Genomic DNA, 19,777 nt, shown 5'->3' on the forward strand with positions numbered 1-19,777 from the left:
GAACGTCCAGGTATAGGGAAATCAGCTGAATTTCAATACGCCGACCGAATACAGGAAGATCAGGATGATCAACAGCGGGCAGACGTAGCGCAGCAGGAACATCCAGGTACGGTAGATGCCGCCCGTAAGTCCCGCTTCTTCGCCTGCGCGTTTCCACGCATAGCCTGTGAACAGCGTAATGATCAGACCGCCGACCGGCATAAGGATGTACGAGGTCGAGAAGTCGAACAGGTCGAAGATCGTTTTGCCGAACAGGAGCACGTTGCTGAGCGGGCCGTCGGCCCCTTCGACGGACAGCGCCGACGGCACGCCGAGCAGGAACGCGAGCGTCGCCATGATCGTCGCCGTCTTTTTGCGGCTCCATTTCCACTGCTCCATCGCGTAGGCGACCGGCACTTCGAGGATCGAGACGGCCGAAGTCAGCGCGGCGATCGCCAGCAGCAGGAAGAACACGCCACCGAACAGGAAGCCGAGCGGCATCTGCGCGAACGCGGCCGGCAGCGCGATGAACGCGAGGCCGACGCCGCTCGAAGGCTCCATGCCGTAAGCGAATACGGTCGGGAAGATGACCAGGCCGGCGATGAACGCGTACAGCAGGTCGCCCGCGCCGATCGCGAGCGTCGCTTTGCCGAGCGATTGGTCTTTGCGTACGTACGAACCGTACGTCAGCATGCAGCCCATGCCGAGCGAAAGCGAGAAGAACGAGTGGCCCAGTGCAATCAGCACGGATTCCTCATTCAGCTTCGAGAAGTCGGGCTTGAGGAAAAATTCCGCGCCTTCCATGGCGCCCGGCAGCGTCAACGCGCGGACCATCATGATCAGCAGCAGGATGAGGAAGCCCGGAATCAGGATCTTGTTGAACTTCTCGATGCCGCCCGATACGCCCTTGGCGATAACGAAGCCCGTAATGGCCATGACGAGCGCGCTCCAGAAGATCGGCATGTAACCGCCCGCGAAGCCGAGGAACGCTCCCGCGTAGTCCATGTTGACGTCCGACAGCGCGCCGGCGAACGACTGGATCATGTAATGCAGCGTCCAACCCGCCACGACGCTGTAATACGACATGATGAGGAAAGCGGTAATGATCGAGATCAGGCCGAACCATTTCCAATGCTTCTTGTTCGTCAGATTGAACAGCGACGACGACGCGTTGCCGCGCCCGCCGCGCCCGATCGTCATTTCCGCCAGCAGGATCGGCAGGCCGACCACGACCAGACAGAGAATGAACAGCAGGAAGAAGGCGGCGCCCCCGTTCTCGCCCGTGATGTAAGGGAACTTCCACATGTTGCCCAAGCCGACGGAACTGCCGATCGCCGCCAGGATAAATCCGTTTTTGGAAAATCCGGCCGCGCCCTCTCCGGGTCTTTCGACGGTCTTTCCGGTTTTTTTATCCAACCCGCTCATGTCTCTACCTCTTTCCAAGTTTAATTCGGTTCCGCTGTACTGCGGTTTTGCATTTTCCTATGTTAGCGAATCTGTCTAAGGTTGTCCATCTTTTTGTCGATCGATGACTTTTTTCAATGCCAAAGCGTAAAAAAGTTCGATTATTGCCCTTCATTTCGTATTGATATTCCTTATTTCCTATCCATATTGTAAGAATTGAAGGTTTTGTAAAAGAGTATTAGGGACGGATCGGGATGCATGGACGGTTTGGCGATCGGATCGGTTTGACGAGTGAGTACGTTTTATATATGATAATGATTATCATTTTCGTAGAAGGAGTTTGACCTATGCCCTTTATTTTCCGATCCGCCTTATTCCGGTCCGCTTCGCTGCTGCTGGGAGGCGCCCTGCTGATCGCGGGCTGCGGCTCGTCCGGCAGCGGCACCGCGGGAACGGCAGATGCCGCTCCTGAAGCCGCCGAGCCTGCCGTCCGCACCGTCCGTCACCTCAAAGGCGACAGCGCCATTCCGGCCGAGCCGGCGCGCATCGCTTCGCTCGATTACCGGCTGACCGATTATCTGCTGGCGCTCGGCCTCAAGCCTTACGCCACCGTCACGTATCCGGGCGGCGTCATGCCGCCTTATCTGGATGCCGCCGCGCTCGAAGGCGTGCAGCCGCTCGGCGACGAAGTCAACGTCGAAGCGGTGCTGCAGGCCGCTCCCGACGTCATTCTGGGCCGCAAAGCGCAGGCCGATCTGTACGATCAGCTGCAAGCAGTCGCGCCGACCGTCATTGCCGATTCGCCTTCGGCGAACTGGAAAGAAGAGCTTCGGGCTTACGGCCGCATGTTCGGGCGCGAAGATCGGGCCGAGACTTGGCTGGACGGCTACGCCAAGCAGGCCGAAGCGGCCCGGCAGGCGATCGCCGCCGCCGTGCCGGCAGGATCGACTTTTCTGTACGTGCGCATCATGCCCAAGGAAGTCCGCGTGCACGGGCCGAAGCAGGCGCTGTCCGACGTCCTCTATGCCGATCTCGGTCTGACCCCGGCGCGCGGCGTCGAGCAGCTCGAAGACATCGTCCCGATCTCGCTGGAAGTGCTGCCGGATTACGACGCCGATTATCTGTTCGTGGAAGTCGGCGCTCCGGGCGCGGACGGCGACCGCGACGCCGCGGACAACCGGAAGCGGATCGAGCAGACTTCCGTTTGGAAAAACCTCAAAGCGGTCCGGGCCGGACACGTGTACGAAATGCCGCAGTGGGTCATCAGCGAAGCGCCTTTGATCAAGCAAAAATCGGTGGAAGAAGTGAAACGGGTTTTGACCGGAAAATGAACGTATGGATCGACCGCAAGGCGTAAACGAACAGATGCACCCGATACGGCGGGTCGACCGAAACCATACGCGGAACGCAAAAAGGAGCGGGATCACCCCCGCTCCTTTTTTTTGAATTCCGATCGACGGCGGATGCGTTCCGGTCGAGGTTGCCAGGTCAAGATTGACTTCAGCTTGGCGGCAGGTCCGCAGAAGGTTCGCCCTGTCCGGCGCCGCCGAGACCGGCCCGCTGCCGCGACGTTTCTCCGCCCGCGCCGACCGGATGCAGTTCGCTGGCGCGGCCGAGGCCGGTCGGCGGCATGTTCACGTAGATCGATTCGTGCGCGCCGTTCTCGACCAGGTACGTCTCGTGGTAGATGCCGACGGCGTTGCCCGCGCGCAGTTTGCGGTTGAACGTTTTCCACGCTTTGAGATGATGTTCGCCGCCGCGGGCATACTGTTCCAACTGATCATACGAGCGCCAATATTGGACAAGGGAGACGCCGCGTCCGGTCAGGGACACCGAAGCGTCAAGAAAACCCAGTTCTTTGTTGCTGTACAATTCCTGAATCATCGGTCCCATCGAACGCAGCACGGGCAGCCATTTGTGCACCGCATACCATTTGTTCACGCGCGTTCCGATAATGAATACGACAAACGGTCCTTCGATCCGTGCCGTCTGTCTGCCCGGAATGACTTTCGCCATCTTGCTCGCCTCCTCAGCCTCGTTCCATTACTCTCAGATGCAGGTCGTAAAATCCGCGGATATCGTCCGAGGCGTACAAGCGCGCCGTCAGAAACGCTCCGTAAAAAATCGTCCACAGCAGCTTGACCGCTTCGTCGATCGGCAGATCGGGGTCAAGCGTCCCGTCGCTTCGCGCTTCGAGCATGCAGCGTTCGAACAGATCGGACAGGTCGGGCGTCGCCGCCGCCTCCTTTTCCCGGCCGGGAAACAGCAGGTGAATCTCCGCCGCGCTCAGGTCGGGCATGCACGGATGCATATCTTTTTCGGCCAAAAAAGCGATCAATCCCGGCATGACGCCGGGCCTTGCTTCGTATCCGTCCGCCACGCCGGCCAGCAGATGGCGGATCGAAGCGAAGCCGCGCCGGCCGCCGTCGTCGATCTCCAGCATCCGTTCGGTCAGCCACGCTCGCATGAAATAGACGAGCAGCGCTTCCTTTTGCGGAAAACATTTAAAAAAAGTCACTTTCGACGTTTCCGCCTCGCGGCAGATGTCGTCCACCATGATCTCGCTGAACTTGCGCGTACGCATCAGGTCCAGCCCGGCTTCGTACAGCTTGATGCGCGTTCTTGCTTTCTTGATCTCGCGCAGTGAATGGTTCGGTTCCGGCAAATGACTCCTCCTTGCACGTTCTCTTAGTTAACCCTCGTAAATAAGTTAACTCAAGTTAACTTAAATTGCAATCAAAATTTATTCTTGTGTCGCTGTGCTGTCCGCTGCGCCGCTCGCGTTCTTGCTTGAAGCGGGAACGACGTCTAGAATGGGGAGAGTTTAGTATCCCGACTCCTCCCCCGAAAGAGAGGCTCCTCCCATGTCAAAAAGAACGTTGGCCATCAGCGATATCCACGGCGAACTGCATCTGCTGGACCGCCTGCTGCACCAAATAAGCTACGATCCGGCTGCCGACCAACTGGTGCTGCTCGGCGATTATATCGACCGCGGCCCGCTGTCCATGCAGACGCTTGACCGTGTCATCGACCTGTGCGCCGAAGGGGCGATCGCGCTCAAAGGCAACCACGAAGATTTGATGCTGCGCGCGCTCGACGGCGGAGACGAAGAAGACTGGAAACGCTGGATCGTGCGCAACGGCGGCTGCGTAACGCTTGAGAGCTACGGCTTCTCCGACAAAGAGCTGCGGGTCGAGCTGGGCGCGAACTACCGGCGGCCCGAGCTGAGATCGGAGACGCTGGAGCGACATCTCGATTTCGTGCGCGGTCTGGGCCTCTTTTATGAGACAGACGATTTCGTGTTCGTGCATGCCGGCATCCCGCCGGGCCTGACCGCGGCCGAAGCCGATCCGTCCGATCTGATCTGGATACGCGAGCCGTTTCACCGCGGCTACGACGGAAGCAAGACGGTCGTGTTCGGCCACACCCCGACGCGGGGCCTGCACGGGGACGAAGACAACAACGACCTGTATTACGGCGCCAACCGCATTATCGGCATCGACGGCGGCGCGGTGTTCGGCGGCCAGCTCAACGCGCTCGATACGCAGAGCGGACAGACGTTTTATGTAAAAAGCGATTCGCCGGCTTAACCGGAGCGCCGCTTCGGTTCCCGCCGGGGAATCGAAGCGGCGTGCGAGGCGGCGCGGACCGCGGGTGAGACGGCGGGTGCGGCCCGGACGGCAGGCTTGGACGGCGCAGGCGTCGGCCGCGCGTTACAGGCCAAAAAAAGCTTCTCCGCCCATCGGGGCAGAGAAGCTTTTTGTCGAATGTTTCGGTTGGCGCCGCCGGTGGCGCCATAGATCGGGCAGCCGGCCGCCTAGAACTCTCTGGGCGGGTTCGGCTGCATGTCCGGCGGGTCGATCGGCTGGATCTCCGGCGGCTGCATCGGCTGGACGTCGGGCGGGTCGACCGGCTGGATCTCCGGTGCCTGACCCGGCTGGACGCCCGGCGGTTCCTGGGGCGTGATCTCCGGCTGGTGCGGCCGCACGCCCGGCATGTCGTCCGGGTCGAATTCCGGCGGCTGTCCCGGCTGCACGTCCGGCGGACCGCTCGGCGTAATCTCCGGGTCGCTTCCCGGCTGCACGCCGGGTACTTCGCCCGGCGTCACTTCCGGCGGGTCGACCGGCTGAATCTCCGGGTCGGAACCCGGCTGCGTGCCGGGCGGGGTCTGGGGCTCCGGCGCATCGGACGCGCGGACGATATAGAAATCCTGATGTTCTCCGATATCTTGTCTCATCATATAAGTCGCCTCCCCTATCTAGGATCGAACGGATCGAAATGGCAGATCGAAACAGCGGTTCGGGCCAACTGTGCGCAGCAAACAAATTCGCTTACGCCATTTATTACCCGCTTACCACTCGTGCCACGCGCGCGGCCCGTCGATCTGCACGATCGACTTTTTCTGCGTGCGCCCGTGGTTGAAGCTCATCGTACGCAGTTCGTAGCCGGGCGCGTCCAGCGCAAGCAGCTTTTTCCACTTCGATACCGGATGGGTCGGCTTGCCCGGGCTGGCCATATCGACGAGCACCAGGTCTTTGTGCAGCAGGTTCAGACATTGTCCCAGCGTCATCGCAGACGGAGACGTTTCGACGGAAGATTCCGGATGCGAACTCATGTTGTTGTCCTCCTTCGTTTTTCGATTCGCTAATTCACTGATTCCCTGATTGCTTGGGCATTCAGCTTTTCAAAATGCCGCGCGAGCGGACTTCCTTCAGCCAGCCCGGAAATTCGTTCAGCAGCCGGTCGTACAACTCTTCGTCGCTGACCGAGTCCAGATCGTCGAGCGCGAAAAAATCGGCGTTGTCGACGATGCGTCCGCGCAGGTCGTCCAACTGCTCCAGCACGCCGAAGTTGGCTCTGCCGAGACCGACGAACTGCCAAAAGATCGGCTTGTCCGCGTGTTTGATCAGCAGCTTCGAGATCTTCTTCGTCTCGTAGATGCCCCCGTCGCTAAAAAAGATGATATAGGTCGGCGTCCGGTCGTCCGGGTCTTCTTCCGTGTACTTGCGGACGACGTCTTCCATGACGACGGGCTCGTTGTTGCCGAAGCCGATCTTGCTCTTCAGGCTCGGTCCCGGGTACGTCTTCTGCACGTAATTCTCGTATTGGTACTCCGTCACGCTCGGCGCCCGCATCATCTTGCTGGCAAAAAACCAGACGTCCATAATCCCGTCGTCGTCCATTTGGGCAGATACGGCGAGAATCCGTTCGAACGCACGCTGGACGGTGCCTTGTTTGTACAGCTGCGTCATCGAGCCCGAAGCGTCGAACACGACGGCTACGCGGGCTTTTTCGTGCGCGATATTTTTCTTCTCCAGCGAGATGCCGACTTTGCGCTTGAGCAGGTCGATCTTGCCGAGCGGCCGCGACGGCTCCGGTTCGGGCTTCGCCGGCGGCTGCGCGGGAAGCCCGGCAGCGGCGGTCGACGGAGCGGGCGACGAAGCGGCCGGCGCGCTCTCGGGCGGCTTCGGCGTGCTCGGCGGCGCGGGTGCTTCTTCGTCTTCGATCTCGACGCCGTGTGCTTCGGCCAGCGGCTTGAGCCCTCCGTTGAAGCCCCGTCCGATCGCGCGCAGCTTCAATCCCGACGCGTGCCGGTACAGTTCCATGAAGACGAGCGAACGCTCCTGCGTCGCTTCCCGGATCTCGTACAGAATCTCGCCGCTGCCCGTTTCCGCCACGATCCGGCAGCCGGTCACGTCGGCAAACGTCCCGGCTCCGTCAAGCGTCGCGGAAAAGACGCATTTGGCGATCAGGCCGGCGTCCAGCTCGTTCGTGCGGATAACGAAGACGACGCCGCTGGGCCCCGTCCGCTCGTACCGTACCTGCCCGCCCGGACTGCTGTCTTGATTGTAAAAAATAAAATAATCGTCCGAAGGCACTTTGCCGTTCTCTCCGACCATGAAACAGCTGACGTCGAGATCCGCCGGAGCGGCGTTCCATTCGACGCGTACGCGAAGTTCGTCCGTCTGCCCGATCGGAGCGTTGGCTCCTGTCGTCAAAACCGTTTGCGGTGTTCCCATTGCATCGCCTCCCGAAAATGTGGCCTGGCACGGCGCGCTGCATTGGCGCTTCCGCCTGCCTATACGCCAAATTATACCATCGCCTTTTCTCCATTGCGAAACAGCCCGAAACGTTTGCTCCGCCTCCCGGCAGGTTAATGAACGAGCAGGAGTGCTTACATAAGACACTTTAAACATACCGAAAAGCACAAAGCGAGAGGAGAACTGGGCATGTGGAGCGCATTGTTATGGGGCGGCATTTCCGCGTCGGCCGTCGTGCTGGGCGCGTTGGCGGCTTTGTTTTTACGCATTAAAAAGCGGTATATCGGCTGGATCATGGCGTTCGGCGTCGGCACGCTGATCGGCGCGGCCGCGTTCGAGCTGCTCGGCGACGCGCTGGAAGACGGCGGCGTGCTGGCGACGGGCATCGGATTTACGGCGGGCGCGCTCGTGTATACGGTCTTCGACCTGATCGTGTCCCGGCGCGGCGGCTCGAACCGCAAACGTTCGGGCAAAGACGAATCCGGTTCAAAAGCCGCCGGCGGCGAAGCCGACCAGAGCGGCCTCGGCATTTTCGCCGGCACCGTGATGGACGCCATTCCGGAGTCGATCATGCTCGGCGCAAGCCTGATCGCGGGCAACGGCATCAGCGTCGTGCTCGTCGTCTCGATCTTCGTCAGCAATATCCCGGAAGGATTGTCGAGCACCGTCGGCCTGCAAAAAAACGGCTATTCGCGCAAAAAGATATTCGTCATGTGGGGCGCGGTCCTGCTCGTATCGGCGCTGGCCGCGATGGGCGGCTACCTGTTCCTGGAGCAGCTCTCCGGCGAAATGAAAGCCGCGATCGGCGCTTTCGCCGGCGGCGGCATCATCGCCATGCTGTGCTCGACCATGATGCCGGAAGCTTTCGAAGAAGGCGGCCCGGCCGTAGGCTTCATCGCGTCGATGGGACTGCTGACCGCAATCCTGCTTGATACGTTCTCGTAACACATGGTGACGAGATCCGGTTCAAGCCTGCTTGATACGTTCTCGTAATCCCCTCCCCTATTTGGGCAGGGAAGTTCGGCCCGTTAACGGATCTTTGATCCGTAACGGGCTTTTTCTTATAACCCCTTCATTTCTGTTTACACCGGCCGCAGGCGATGCTATAGTAGCGTCATGATCTGGAATCCAGATCGATCTGTTTCCAGAATGATCTGATTCCAGATCACCAGGATTCAACATCGATCCGATTCCGACAAGGAGGAGATTTCGTTGACGGACAGACCGATGACGCCGAACGGCTCGCTTATCATCGACGCCAAACAGAACAAACTGCTGCAAAGCGCCCTGCGGATCAAAATCATGCACGCGCTGTCGCGCGAAGCGATGACGTCGAAGCAGGTCGCCGACCGGCTGCGCCAGACGCCGGGCAATATCCATTACCATATCCAGCGGCTGTACGAAGGCGGGCTGCTTGAACTGGCCGAGACGCGCAGCGTCGCGGGCATCGTGGAGAAATATTATGCCGCGCCGGCTTCGCAGTTCCATTTTCCCGGAGCGGCCGAAGGCGAACTTCGGCAAAAAGACGACGAAGGCTGGACGGGCGGCGCTCCTTTTTCCGAATACCATGCGACGCGGCTCGACCTGTCGGACGAAGAAGCGGCACGCTTCTCGGAAGAACTCAAGACGCTGTTGGAAAAGTGGGAACTTCATACCGAAGGCGGCCGGGAATACGGTGTCAGTATCCGGATCGGGCGAATCGACGAGAAAGGGGAAGATTGAGCATGCTGACCGGTTCCGGCAAAAAAGCCGCGGACGGCGCAGACTCGCACGCTTCGCGGCTGTCGATTTTCCTGTCGCCGATTCGCAAATCGAAAGCTTTTACCTACCTGTGGCTCGGTCAATGGATCGCCATGCTGGGCAGCTCCGTCTCCGTGCTCATCCTGCCGCTCGTCGTCTACTCGCTGACCGATTCGTCGACGGCGCTGGGCCTTGCCATGACCTGCTACATGCTGCCGAACATTATTGCGCTGCCTTTTGCCGGGTGGATCGTGGACAAGACGGATCGGCTGCGGCTCGTCATGCTAAGCAACGCGGCGCGGCTGTGCATCATGCTGCTGGCGGCAATCTCGATCTTCAACGGCAGCCTGACGCTGGAACGGCTGTATATCGGGCTCGTCTTCTACGGCATGATGGAAGGCGTGTTCAACCCTGCCTACTCCGCCCTGCGCGCCGAAGTGTTCACGCCGGACATCCGCAACGCCGCCAACGCGCTGAGCCAGATCAGTATCCAGGGCGTTCGGCTGCTTGGCCCCGCGCTCGGCGGCATGCTCGTCACCGCCGCGTCTCCGGGCGCCGGATTTGCGCTTGATTCCATCACGTATTTCATCTCGCTGCTGTGCTTCCTGATGCTCGGCCGGGTGCTGGCCCGGCAAAAAGGGCGCTCCGGCGGCGGATGGCGCGCCCGATCGGACAAGCTCGGCGGACAAGCCGGCACGCAGGCGGCGCAAGGAATCGCGGCGCCTCGTGCAGACGAAGCGGCGAACGGCGGCGCGGCGGCGAACGGGCAAGGAGCGGCCGGAAGAAGCGAGACGGCGGACGCGGCGGCCTCTCTGCGCGGCGGTATGCCGGCCGAAACGGTCGTACCCCCCGGCGGTGTTGCGCCGGGCGACGCGGCTGCGGCTGCGCCGCGAACCCCTTCCGTGCTGTCCGGCTTCGGCGCGGAGTTCATGGAAGGCGTCCATGTGCTGCGCAAACTGCCGTGGCTGTGGATTACGATTCTCGCCTTTTCGCTGCTCAATATTTGCTATACCGGCATTGTGGCCGTGCTCGTGCCGTGGCTGTTCAAAGTCCATCACGGACTGCCGCCTTCCGTGTACGGCATCGCGATGGCCGGCACGGCCGTAGGCGCGATTCTGGCCGCCGTGCTGTTCGGCTCCAAGCGCGACTGGCAGCGCCGCGGCCTGGTCGCCTACGGCGGCGCGCTGCTCGGCGGCGTCGCCCTGCTGCTGCTGTCCGTCATCACGTGGGTGCCGGGACTCGTCATGGCGATGGTCCTCGAAGGCTTCGGCATGATGATGTTCATGATCATCTGGGAGATCAGCCTGCAGGAACTCGTCCCCGCCGAAAGCTTCGGCCGCGTCGCCAGCCTCGACATGCTCGGCTCGTTCGCGCTGCTGCCGGTCGGCTACCTGATCGTCGGCCATCTGGCCGATACGATCGGCGGCCTGCCGACGATCGCGATCTTCGCAAGCGTCGGCATCGTCATTCTGCTGACCGCGCTGTGCTCGCCGCATATCCGGCGGTTTAACTAGTTTTTTGGAGGCTGGCTGGACGGCTGGATCGCAGACGGGGGAAAGTGCTGAGCGGGAGTGGGCGCTGCGAGGGGTTCGACGCTTAGTGGGAATCGACGCTGAGCAGGGTTCGAGACTGAGCGGGGTTCGAGACTGAGCGAGGTTCGAGGATTGCGGAGCTGCGGACCGGGAGCTGCAGAGTTGCAGAGTTGCAGAGTTGCAGAGTCGCAAGGGGACGAAGCTGCATGGCTGCGAAAAGAAACGCAAGCTGAAAAGTGAGCTTTTTAATCACATTTTCCGCCTATATCGCAGTTTCGCCAATAAATATTGCCTTTATGATCACATTTTCGGGCAAAATTCGAGATTTAGCCGTTGGATGCGGGAAAATGTGATCGGAATGATCACATTTTCTGGTTTGCCCTCGATTTACGGGCAAAAAGTGCGCATTTTGATCACATTCGATCATATTGGAGGGGCGGGGCTGCCTAAGATCGCGGGGCTGCCGGGGGAGAGGCATTGCCGAATGGAGTGGCGCCGCCACCGGTCAGTCGCTGCCACAAGATAAGGTATTGCCAGAGATTCGGATTCTGCCGTGGGCGAGGCACGACCGAAGGTCGCAGCGCTTCCGAAGCTGCAGCACTGCCCAGAGCAAGGTTCTGCCGCAGCCGCCGGCTCCCCCCACCGATCCGCCGCGGCAAAACCCCAAAAAAACGTTCCGACCGCTGACGCCGGTCGGAACGTTTTTTGTTAGGCTTGCCACCGCCGGGCAGCGCCGCCTTCGCGCTCGCCCAGCCGCTCGCTCACACTTCCTGTCCGTCAAACGCCAGCAGCTGAGCGGCTGTGAATATCGCACCCCAGCCGAGCAGGATGCCGGCGCCCAGGCCGAGCTGCGCATAGGCGATGCCGGAGCCGATGACCGTTTTGTACAGCGTCACGTAATCGGCCGCAAGCAGCGGGGCTGCCGAAGGAAATAGCAGGCCGGCGCCGTTCATGACGGCGATCAGGGCGACGCCCAGCATGAAACCGAGAGTCGCGCTGCGGGCAAGCGTCGAAGCGAACGCCGCCAACGCCGTCAAGACGGCTGCGGGCAGCAGCGTCAGCACGTAGGCGCCGACGATGCCCGGCACGTTCAGATCGCTTAATCCGGCGCCGGACAGCAGCGCCGCCGCCAGCGACAGCACCAGCAGGAGCAGCAGCAATCCGGCCTGGTAGGCGAGCATGGCGCCGATTTTGCCGAGCGCAAGAGCGCTGCGGCTGACCGGGCGGGTGAGCGGGATTTTCAGTTCGCCGCGCTCCCGTTCCCCGGCGAACAGATCCGCCGCGAGCATGCACGCGACTAGCGGAAGCAGCACGTAAGCCGCCAGCGACAGCAGCGTGAACGGCAGATTCTCGGGCGAAAAGCGAATGAAGCTTCCTTCGGTGCGGTTGAGCAGCAGCAGAGCCAGCGGCGCAAGCGCCATCAGCAGAGGCAGCGCCCGATACTTGAACTGGGCCGCAATCTTGCCCAGTTCGACTTCGGCGGAGCGGGCGATCATCGCGCCGAACGTCGGCCCCGCGCTGCCCGCATGCCCGGCGCGGTTCGCGCTTGGCACGATGGAAACTTCGCTTCCTCCGGCAGCACCGACCGGGCCGTCCGCTCTACCCGCTTCGACAGCCCCGATCCGCTCGGCCGCTCTACCCGCTTCGGCAGCGCCAATCCGTCCGGCCGCTCTGCCCTCTCCGGCAGCGCCAATCCGCTCGGCCGCTCTACCCGCTTCGGCAGCGCCGATCCGCTCGTCCGCTCTCTCCGCTTCGACAGCGCCAATCCGCCCGGCCGCTCTACCCGCTTCGGCAGCGCCAATCCGCTCGGCCGCCCTCCCCGCTTCGGCAGCCCCGATCCGCCCGTCCGCTCTGCCCGCTTCGGCAGCCCCGACCGGGCCGCCCGAAGCCGGCCGGCTTCCGTCCACGCTTTCGATTCGCGTACTCATCCCGCATTCCTCCCATTCTCCTGCGTCACGCTCAGGTAATACTGCTCAAGGCTGCCATACCGGTCCAGCGCTTCGGACACCGAAGCGCGGTCGACCAGCACGCCTTCGCGCAGCACGGCCGCATGCGTGCAGAGCTGCTCCATCTCGTGCGCCAGATGGCTGGACAACACGACGGCGCAGCCGCGTGCGCGCTCTTGCAGCAGCAGTTCGCGGAACATCGCGGTGCCTTCGATGTCCATGCCGTTCGTCGGCTCGTCGAGTACGAGCAGGTCGGGCCGCGGCAGCAGCGCGCACGCCAGCGCCAGACGCTGCTTCATGCCGACGGAGAACCGCCGGACTTTCTCCCGGCGGTACGGCAGCAGGCCGACCCGGTCGAGCAGGTCTTCGACCGTGCCCGTATCGAAACCGGGATAGAAGCGGCCGGTCAGCCGGAGATTCCGCTCCGCCGTCAGGTACGGATACAGGCCGGGCGTCTCGATCATGCAGCCCGTCCGTTCCAAAATGGCCGGCAGCCGTTCGGCCGGGTCCATTCCCAGCAGCTCGATTCGTCCCGAATCGGGGCGGATCAGCCCGGTCATCGCTTTCATCGCGGTCGTCTTGCCGCTGCCGTTCGGGCCCAGCAGGCCGAGCACCTCCCCGGCCCGCACTTCAAACGACAGATTGTCCACGCCGCGACGGTTGGCATACTTCTTCGTCAGGTTTTCGATACGAACGACGGTCATGTTCAGTCCTCCTTATTCGGAACGGTCCGGACCGAAAGGCCCGTGACCGAAGCGTCCGTGTTCCGCGCCTTCAGGCAGCTCGAGCGGCTTTACCGTCTGGCCCGTCACGTCGATATCCTGCGGAACGGTGCTGCCGATTTGGCTGAACGCGCTGTCGATCGACGCTTCCGCTTCGGTTTTCTGGCCGTCCGCGTCAAGGCCCGATACGCCGATCGTCGCTTTCAACGTTGCGATCGCTCCGTTTGCAAGCGTAGCTTCCAGTCGTACACGCTCGATCCGTCCGTCCGATTTGATCGGCAGCAGCGACGCCTGATCGAAGTCCGCCCACTCCGAATCCGAGTGCCACTGCGCTTCGCCTGCCAACGCCTCTTCTCCGCGCTGCGCGCCCGCTTCCAGCATCGCGTTCATCGCGAGATTCGCGAGTTCCGGAATTTGCGCGTCCGTCAGGTCGAGCGTGATCGTATCGCCGCTTTCGGTGAAGCTTTTCTTGATGTCGCCCAGCAGCAGGTCGCTCGCCGCTTCCATAAGGCGCTCCGCGCTCGGCGAAGATTCGAACGGCTTCTCCTGCAGGTCCTGCGGCTGCGCGTCGAGCGAATAATATTCGCTGCCTTTGCGCAGAATCACTTTGCCGTCTTCGGTAGACTGCTCGACGTCAAGCGTTTTGCCGCCGATCTTGAACTGGCCCGAGGAATAGCTTTCTTCGCCCGCCGACTGCACGTTCAACCGTCCGCTTGCCGTCACCGCTCCGTTTTGGCGAATTTCGATATTCGACGTCAGGGTCGAGTTGTCGTTCTCCGCCGTCTTGATCGCCGCGTCGCGGAAATTGTCGTACGCATTGCCGTTCGCATAAGCCGCCGCTCCGAGACTTGCCGTTAAGACCATGCCTGCCGCCATGACGCCGATCGTTTTGGTGCGCATACTTTTTTTCATGTTATTCTCTCCCCGTTTTCGATTTGAATGGCTGGGTGGAGGTCCGGTGAAGGACTTCCTTGTCGCACCCTTATCGTACCGCGGGGAAATAAACGGCTTGCGCGAACTTTCTAAACAAACCTTAAACCGTTCTTAAATAGTTTCCGCCAAAAAAAAGAGCCCCGGCGCGAACGCGCCTGCGGACTCTTTTCCTACAAACGGACGGCTATGCCTTGAACCGGTATCCCGCTCCCCACACCGTCTGGATCACTTTCGGATCGCCCGGATTGTCTTCGATCTTTTCCCGCAGGCGATTGATATGGACAGCCACCGTGGCGCTGTCGCCGATCGCGTCGTAGCCCCAGATTTTCTCGTACAGCGTCTCTTTGCTCAGCACCATGTCGGCATGTTCGAGCATGAACAGCAGCAGCTCGTACTCTTTGTTTTTGAGCGTCAGCTCTTCGCCCCGCACATAGACGCGCCGCGACTGCGGGCGGATCGCGATCTGACCGACCTTGAGCTCGCCGTCCGCGGGCATCGCGCTGCGGCTGCGCAGACGTTCGTACTGGGCGAGGTTCGATTTGACGCGCGCGACCAGCTCCCCCGGCGAAAAAGGCTTCACGATATAATCGTCCGCCCCAAGTCCCAGCCCCCGGATCTTGTCGATGTCTTCCTGCCGCGCCGTCACCATCAGGATCGGAATATCCATCGTCTCGCGCAGTTTGCGGCAGACCGCGAACCCGTCCGCGCCCGGCAGCATCACGTCGAGCAGGATCAAATCAAACTCCCCGCTGCTTCCGCGCACAATGCCGTCCGTGCCGTTATCGACAAGCTCCACGCCGAATCCGTCGATCTCCAGATAATCCCGTTCGATCTCCGCGATCGCGCTGTCGTCTTCGACGATCAATATCTTTTTGCCGTTCTTCATGTCTGTCTATGCCTCCTTGATTGGACGGAGCGGCAGTTCGATCACGATTCGCAGCCCGCCGCCGTCCGCATGTTCCGCTTTGATCGTGCCGTGCATGAACGTGATCGCTTTTTCCGAGATGGCCAGACCGAGTCCGCTGCCCCGGTTCGGACTGCTGCGGGAAGCGTCGCTGCGGTAAAAGACGTCGAACAGCTTCGGCAGCGCCTCGTCCGTCACGCCCGGCCCGTCGTCCGATACCGCGATCGTAAGCGTCGTGCCGGCCCGGTACATCTCGACGGACACGGTCACTTCGGGACGTTCTTTGTACTTCAGGCTGTTCTCCACGACGTTCGACAGCACGCGGCGGAACTGAACGGGATCGACGTGCAGCATCAGCCCCTGCTCCATGGCGCCGAGCTTCACGCGAAGACCCTGATGCGCATATTCGTCGTCCACCGCGCGGAAAAAGCTCTCCAATTCTTCGTGCGGATCAAGGTCTTCGGGATAATTCGGATAATCGCCCAGGTCCATTTTGGAAAAAAGGAACAGCCGCGATACCATATGGTCGATATCGCCGGCTTTGGTCCGGATCATGGCCGCGTAGCGATGCCGCGCTTCTTCCGTCGCCGCGACTCCGTCGAGCAGCCCTTCGGCGTACGCTTTGATCGAAGTCAGCGGCGAACGCAGGTCGTGCGAGATGCCGGCCAGCAGTTCTTTGCGGTTCATCTCCTGTTTCTGCACGGCCCAGACGGACTCTTTGAGCCGGCCCGCCATCTCGTTGAACGCTTCGCATACCGGCCGGAATTCGTCTTTGCGCGTATAGTCGATCCGGTAATTCAGGTTGCCGTCGCGGATCTCGTTCACGCCGTCCGCCAGAATCTCCAGCGGCTGCCGGATTTTCTGGAACACGAACCGGGTCAGGAACCGGCTGGTCAGCGCGACGACCGCGACCATGCCGAGCAGGATCGAGATCGGCACCCATAAGCCTCCGCCGGGATGGCCGACTTCGGCTTCCACCGAATCGTCGCGCGTGCTGTACAGCTCGATCCGGTAGCTCTCGCCGCCGGCGCTCGTCTCGGACACGTACAGCTCGCGGCCGTCTTCGCCGACGAGGCCGGTGCCGCCGAGCGCGCCAAGCGCTTGGGCCAGGCGCGGATCGGCAAACGGCTCGCCGCCCAGCGAATACGCCAGCAGGCCGGTGCCGAGCTGCGCCGGCGTGCCGGCCGGCGCTTGTGCGGCAGCCGGACCGGACGACGGATCGGAGGTTCGGGCGGATGCGGGATTGGAGGCTGAATCGGACGACGGATCGGAGACTTGATCGGAAGTCAGATCGGAAGTCAGATCGGCAGCCTGGCCGGACGTCTCATAGATCCGCAGCGCCATATCGTTGTTGGTCAGCATGCGGTCGACCCGGCTGATCATAAAACTCAATTTTTCCGCCTCGGGGTCCGGACTGCCCAGCAGATCAAGCGACGCCTGCATGACGGAATCCCGTACCCCGTAATAATCTTCGCTGCTTTCGAACCGGAAATCGAACTCTCTCCACAGCAGCAGCGCAAGCAGCGACGACAGCATGATCGCCAGCACGATCGGAATCGCAATCATGAGGATATTGGAGATGAAAAGCCTGCGTTTGATCGTCATATCTGAATCTCCCGTCCGGTTGGATCTGTCTATGTTCTCGCTTCGTGTGTGCCTAAATTCTGTCTTATCATAGCATGGCGCGTTAACCGTCGGCTAAACGGAACATTAACAAAAGTTAAACCGGGGAGCGGACGTGCGGCAGGCGGCTTCCGCGTGCTATACTTTTCCCGAAGAAGCGATCGAGCGACGAAGAACGTCCTCCCGGCCCAAGCGGCGGAGAGGACGTTTTTTTGCGCCCGGCGCTATTTTTCGAAGGAGGTATTCCCTTGTCCCAGCCAAGCACACACAAGACCACAACGCCCAACCCGCCGCCTGTTCGCCGTCCGGCCGCAGCCGCAGCAGCTTCACGCGAATTCGAACTGGCCCACTCCCTTTTCATGCGACGGCATCTGGATGCACGCTCCGGCGAACGGCGCGGCCGGCTGGAGCGGGGACATCAGTACGCGGAGAAATTGTTTCTCGAACAGGTGTGGTGGCCGCTGATCGGCAGTTTCGACCATCTGCACCCGGAGTACGAGATCCACGACTGGAACCGCCGCTCGCAGTTTCTCGATTTCGCTTTCCTGCCGGAGAGCGGCGGACGGATCGGCATCGAATGCGACGGCTTCCAGAGCCATATCAAAGACATGGACCGCGAGAAATTCGGCTATGCGCTGAACCGCGATTCTTTTCTTACCGGGATGAACTGGAAAATGCTGCACTTCTCCTTCGACGAGATCCGCACCCGCCCCGACGTCTGCCGGATGCTGCTTCAGTTGAGTGTGGGGCCTTTGCTGTTCGATAGTCGAAAAACTTCGCCAACCCTTACGCCCGAGGAAAAAGAAGTGCTCCGCTTTGCCTGGCGTCTGGGACGTCCGATCCGGCCCAAAGACCTCAAAGACACGTACCGGTTCGGACATCGCAAAGCGAACGTACTGCTGCGAAGTCTGGTCGATCGGCAGCTGCTGCATTCCGCTTCCGAAGGAAAATATGCGTGCCGCTACGAAACGGTCGGGCATTTTCCGGAACAGCTGCTGTGATCGCCATACTTGCTGCTTGATTACATGCAGTTTTGGAAAAAATCTTTTAGAACAAGCCGTTTGGAACGTCGACTTCGTGCTTCGGAACAGCCGTTTAGCAATGTGTGCAAAATGATCACATTTCACCGCTTTTTTTCGCTTTTCGGCAAAAATGTGTTCAATACGATCACTTTTTAAGCAGGTTGATAAGAAAAAAAGCTTAATACGCAAAAAATGTTGCCGCGGTGATCACTTTTTCCTCCAAAATGGTCTTTTACGGAGAAAATGTGTTCAATACGGCAACATTTTATTCGAGGTGCTCGACAATTCCAACAATTTCATCCTTTTATCGCCACAGCCGCTACAGCGCGCCCCGCGAACAAGCAAAAATCAAGCTTCTTTCGGCTTAGGCCGAGCCTGCGGCTCCGGCTGCCCGCCTTCTCCGCGCCGGCTTTTGCGTCCGAACAGCCGCCAGCCGGTCAGCAGGACGCCGACGACGCAGATGCAGGCCGAGACGGTGAACACGACGTGCATGCCGCTCAGGAAAATATCCGGCCGGTCCGGGATCAGGCCGGTGACGCGGTAGCCCGCCTTCCCGCTCATGACGCCGAACAGCGTCGTCGTGGCGACGGCGATGCCGGTCACCATGCCGAGGTTGCGGATCAGCGAATTGACGCTGCCGGCGATGCCGAGCTGCGGGCGCGGCACGGTGGACATGACGAGCGAATTGTTCGGCGACTGGAACAGTCCGCCGCCGAGGCCGAGCAGCGCGATGCAGCCGCCGACGACGACCAGCGGGCTGCCGGCGTGCAGCGACGCGAGTCCGGCCTGCGCGCCCACCATGAGCAGCAGGCCGATAAACGTCAGCCATTCCGAGCCGAAGCGGTCGGACATCGCGCCGCTCAGCGGAGCGACGACGACCATGACGAGCGGATAGAGCATCATCGTCCAGCCCGCGCTGCTCGGCGACAGGCCGAGGATCGATTGCAGGTAGAACGGCGCGATGATGTTATAGCAGAACATGCTGACGAACACGAGGAAGCCGCACAGAATGCTGAGCGAGAACAGCGGATTGCGGAACAATCCCAGATTCAGCATCGGCTCGTCGATGCACGACTCCCGGCGCAGGAACAGCGCGAACGAGACCGCCGCGAACGCGAACAGCGCCAGGATGCGCCAGTCGCCGTAGCCGATCTCCTGTCCGAGCAGGATCGCCGCGACGAGCGAGACGATAAAGCCGGCGAACAGCAGGCTGCCTCCGCCGTCGATCGACCGTTTCGCGGTCCGCAGATCCCGGGGCAGCAGCTTGGCGCCGAGCAGGATCGCGAGCAGGCCGAGCGGCACGTTGATCCAGAAGATCGATTCCCATCCCAACGAGCCGACCATCAGGCCGCCGACGCCGGGCCCGGCAATACTGCCGAGCGAGACGAACGTGCCGACGAGGCCGAGCGCTTTGCCGCGTTCGGTCGAAGGGAAAATGTCGGTGACGATGCCCTGGCTGTTCGCCATCGTCATCGACGCGCCGATCGCCTGAACGACGCGTGCGGCGATCAGCGTGGCGAGCGAGCCGCTCAGGCCGCATAATAAGGACCCGACCACGAACACGATCGTGCCGATACGGAATATGCGGATTTTGCCGAATATGTCGCCCAGGCGCCCGAACAGCAGAATGAACGAGCAGATCGCCATCAGATAGATGCTCGATACCCACTGCGCATGACCCAGCTCCAGGCCGAGGCTGCTGGAGATCGAAGGCAGCGCCACGTTGACGATGCTGCCGTCGAGCGTCGCCATGAAGGTGAACAGATTAAGTATGATCAGGATACGCCAACGGCGCTGCTGCACCTGCGGGTCGTCCTGATACGAAGAAAAAGCCGGCTTCATGCTCCCACCCCTTTTGCGCTGCGTATGCAGCTTTTTAACCGCTTCCGGGTCTGTCCAACCGCTGCGCCGCTCCTCTTCCCGGCGCAGGC

At 61.1% G+C, this 19,777-nt stretch carries 18 protein-coding genes; 6 read left to right on the plus strand and 12 right to left on the minus strand.

What is annotated here, in order from left to right; all coding sequences use genetic code 11:
* Positions 1-21 precede the first annotated feature (21 nt).
* Positions 22-1,404, minus strand: coding sequence for a sodium-dependent transporter (locus FFV09_RS04365; protein ID WP_141446544.1), 1,383 nt, complete (start codon positions 1,402-1,404; stop codon positions 22-24).
* A 326-nt stretch (positions 1,405-1,730) separates the two neighbouring features.
* On the opposite strand from FFV09_RS04365, the gene FFV09_RS04370 reads away from it, so the two are divergent.
* The gene (locus FFV09_RS04370) at positions 1,731-2,714 is read left to right on the plus strand and encodes an ABC transporter substrate-binding protein (RefSeq protein ID WP_141446545.1); all 984 of its coding nucleotides are present in this window, start codon (positions 1,731-1,733) and stop codon (positions 2,712-2,714) included.
* A gap of 169 nt (positions 2,715-2,883) precedes the next feature.
* Here FFV09_RS04370 and FFV09_RS04375 read toward each other — a convergent pair whose 3' ends face one another.
* Positions 2,884-3,399: a DUF4188 domain-containing protein gene (locus tag FFV09_RS04375; protein WP_141446546.1), complete on the minus strand. Its 516-nt coding sequence runs from the start codon at positions 3,397-3,399 to the stop codon at positions 2,884-2,886.
* A 13-nt stretch (positions 3,400-3,412) separates the two neighbouring features.
* Positions 3,413-4,048 carry a TetR/AcrR family transcriptional regulator gene (locus tag FFV09_RS04380; protein WP_141446547.1) on the minus strand — a complete coding sequence of 212 codons (636 nt, stop codon included), beginning with the start codon at positions 4,046-4,048 and terminating at the stop codon, positions 3,413-3,415.
* A 199-nt stretch (positions 4,049-4,247) separates the two neighbouring features.
* Between FFV09_RS04380 and FFV09_RS04385 the strand changes: the two genes are divergently transcribed.
* On the plus strand, positions 4,248-4,973 hold the full coding sequence (locus tag FFV09_RS04385) for a metallophosphoesterase family protein (RefSeq protein WP_141446548.1): 726 nt from the start codon (positions 4,248-4,250) through the stop codon (positions 4,971-4,973).
* A 227-nt stretch (positions 4,974-5,200) separates the two neighbouring features.
* Here FFV09_RS04385 and FFV09_RS04390 read toward each other — a convergent pair whose 3' ends face one another.
* The 3 genes from FFV09_RS04390 to FFV09_RS04400 all read right to left on the minus strand — a co-directional run bounded on the left by FFV09_RS04390 (position 5,201) and on the right by FFV09_RS04400 (position 7,403).
* Positions 5,201-5,623, minus strand: coding sequence for a hypothetical protein (locus tag FFV09_RS04390; protein WP_141446549.1), 423 nt, complete (start codon positions 5,621-5,623; stop codon positions 5,201-5,203).
* A 111-nt stretch (positions 5,624-5,734) separates the two neighbouring features.
* Positions 5,735-5,998, minus strand: a complete 264-nt coding sequence (locus FFV09_RS04395; RefSeq protein ID WP_141446550.1) for a hypothetical protein — start codon at positions 5,996-5,998, stop codon at positions 5,735-5,737.
* Positions 5,999-6,059: 61 nt separating this feature from the next.
* Positions 6,060-7,403 (minus strand): VWA domain-containing protein, encoded by a 1,344-nt coding sequence (locus tag FFV09_RS04400; RefSeq protein WP_141446551.1) that lies wholly within the window; start codon positions 7,401-7,403, stop codon positions 6,060-6,062.
* A gap of 210 nt (positions 7,404-7,613) precedes the next feature.
* On the opposite strand from FFV09_RS04400, the gene FFV09_RS04405 reads away from it, so the two are divergent.
* From FFV09_RS04405 to FFV09_RS04415, 3 genes are all read left to right on the plus strand, one after another.
* On the plus strand, positions 7,614-8,369 hold the full coding sequence (locus FFV09_RS04405) for a ZIP family metal transporter (protein ID WP_141446552.1): 756 nt from the start codon (positions 7,614-7,616) through the stop codon (positions 8,367-8,369).
* Positions 8,370-8,636: 267 nt separating this feature from the next.
* Positions 8,637-9,146 carry an ArsR/SmtB family transcription factor gene (locus FFV09_RS04410; protein ID WP_246098467.1) on the plus strand — a complete coding sequence of 170 codons (510 nt, stop codon included), beginning with the start codon at positions 8,637-8,639 and terminating at the stop codon, positions 9,144-9,146.
* Between the two features lie 2 nt (positions 9,147-9,148).
* Complete coding sequence (locus tag FFV09_RS04415) at positions 9,149-10,678, plus strand: MFS transporter (protein ID WP_141446553.1); 1,530 nt, start codon at positions 9,149-9,151, stop codon at positions 10,676-10,678.
* Between the two features lie 779 nt (positions 10,679-11,457).
* Here FFV09_RS04415 and FFV09_RS04420 read toward each other — a convergent pair.
* The 5 genes from FFV09_RS04420 to FFV09_RS04440 form a co-directional block, all read right to left on the minus strand.
* Entirely contained in the window at positions 11,458-12,624 is a 1,167-nt protein-coding gene (locus FFV09_RS04420; RefSeq protein WP_141446554.1) for an ABC transporter permease, read from the minus strand.
* Positions 12,621-13,346 carry an ABC transporter ATP-binding protein gene (locus FFV09_RS04425; RefSeq protein WP_141446555.1) on the minus strand — a complete coding sequence of 242 codons (726 nt, stop codon included), beginning with the start codon at positions 13,344-13,346 and terminating at the stop codon, positions 12,621-12,623. The genes FFV09_RS04420 and FFV09_RS04425 overlap by 4 nt, the downstream gene beginning before the upstream one ends.
* 12 nt (positions 13,347-13,358) lie before the next feature.
* Complete coding sequence (locus FFV09_RS04430; RefSeq protein ID WP_141446556.1) at positions 13,359-14,276, minus strand: hypothetical protein; 918 nt, start codon at positions 14,274-14,276, stop codon at positions 13,359-13,361.
* Between the two features lie 205 nt (positions 14,277-14,481).
* Positions 14,482-15,183: a response regulator transcription factor gene (locus tag FFV09_RS04435; RefSeq protein ID WP_141446557.1), complete on the minus strand. Its 702-nt coding sequence runs from the start codon at positions 15,181-15,183 to the stop codon at positions 14,482-14,484.
* A gap of 6 nt (positions 15,184-15,189) precedes the next feature.
* On the minus strand, positions 15,190-16,806 hold the full coding sequence (locus FFV09_RS04440) for a sensor histidine kinase (protein ID WP_141446558.1): 1,617 nt from the start codon (positions 16,804-16,806) through the stop codon (positions 15,190-15,192).
* Positions 16,807-17,072: 266 nt separating this feature from the next.
* Here FFV09_RS04440 and FFV09_RS04445 point away from each other — a divergent pair, with 266 nt between their 5' ends.
* Positions 17,073-17,825, plus strand: coding sequence for a hypothetical protein (locus FFV09_RS04445; protein WP_425472264.1), 753 nt, complete (start codon positions 17,073-17,075; stop codon positions 17,823-17,825).
* 369 nt (positions 17,826-18,194) lie between these two features.
* On the opposite strand, the gene FFV09_RS04450 is transcribed toward FFV09_RS04445, so the two are convergent.
* Positions 18,195-19,688 carry an MFS transporter gene (locus tag FFV09_RS04450; protein ID WP_141446559.1) on the minus strand — a complete coding sequence of 498 codons (1,494 nt, stop codon included), beginning with the start codon at positions 19,686-19,688 and terminating at the stop codon, positions 18,195-18,197.
* Positions 19,689-19,777 lie beyond the last annotated feature (89 nt).

Origin of the sequence: Saccharibacillus brassicae, assembly GCF_006542275.1 — a bacterium.
GTDB lineage: Bacteria > Bacillota > Bacilli > Paenibacillales > Paenibacillaceae > Saccharibacillus > Saccharibacillus brassicae.